Origin of the sequence: Sphingobium sp. LSP13-1-1.1, assembly GCF_040676415.1 — a bacterium.
Taxonomy (GTDB): domain Bacteria; phylum Pseudomonadota; class Alphaproteobacteria; order Sphingomonadales; family Sphingomonadaceae; genus Sphingobium.
This window is the reverse complement of the sequence record NZ_JBEGHU010000057.1, coordinates 1-456: the sequence shown is the minus strand read 5'-3', so window position 1 is coordinate 456 and position 456 is coordinate 1. Positions and strand designations below refer to the sequence as shown.

Here is a 456-nt window from a genome sequence, read left to right as displayed (position 1 = left end):
GGAACCGCACGCCGGATCGGCTGCGCGAACTGCTTGACCTGGGTGCGACGCAGGCCGATTCGATCGCGCAGGCCGCCGCGCTTGGCGCGCCTGTCATCACCATGCTCGCCAATGACGAAGCCCTGGCGCAGGTCGCCCAGGGCCCCGGCGGCCTGATCGAGAGCCTGCCGCCCGGCGGCCTGCACATCGCGATGGGAACCCACCGCAGCGACACGATCCGCAACCTGACCGCCGCGCATGCGAAGGCCGGCCAGATGCTCGTCGCAGCGCCCGTGCTGGGCCGGCCTACCGCCGTGGCGGCCGGGCAGCTCGGCATCATCGCGGCGGGACCCGCCGACGCCGTCGCGCACGCGCAACCGCTGTTCGACGCCATCGGCAGGCGGACTTTCGCCGCCGGGTCCGATCCCGCCACCGCCTCGCTGCTCAAGCTCACCAACAATATGGTGCTGGCCTGCG

Annotated in this window: 1 protein-coding gene; it reads left to right on the top strand. The window is 72.6% G+C overall.

What is annotated here, in order from left to right; translation table 11 throughout:
- Positions 1-456: NAD(P)-dependent oxidoreductase (locus tag MRBLSP13_RS19930; protein WP_363756250.1), on the top strand; the 456-nt coding region annotated here is incomplete at both ends.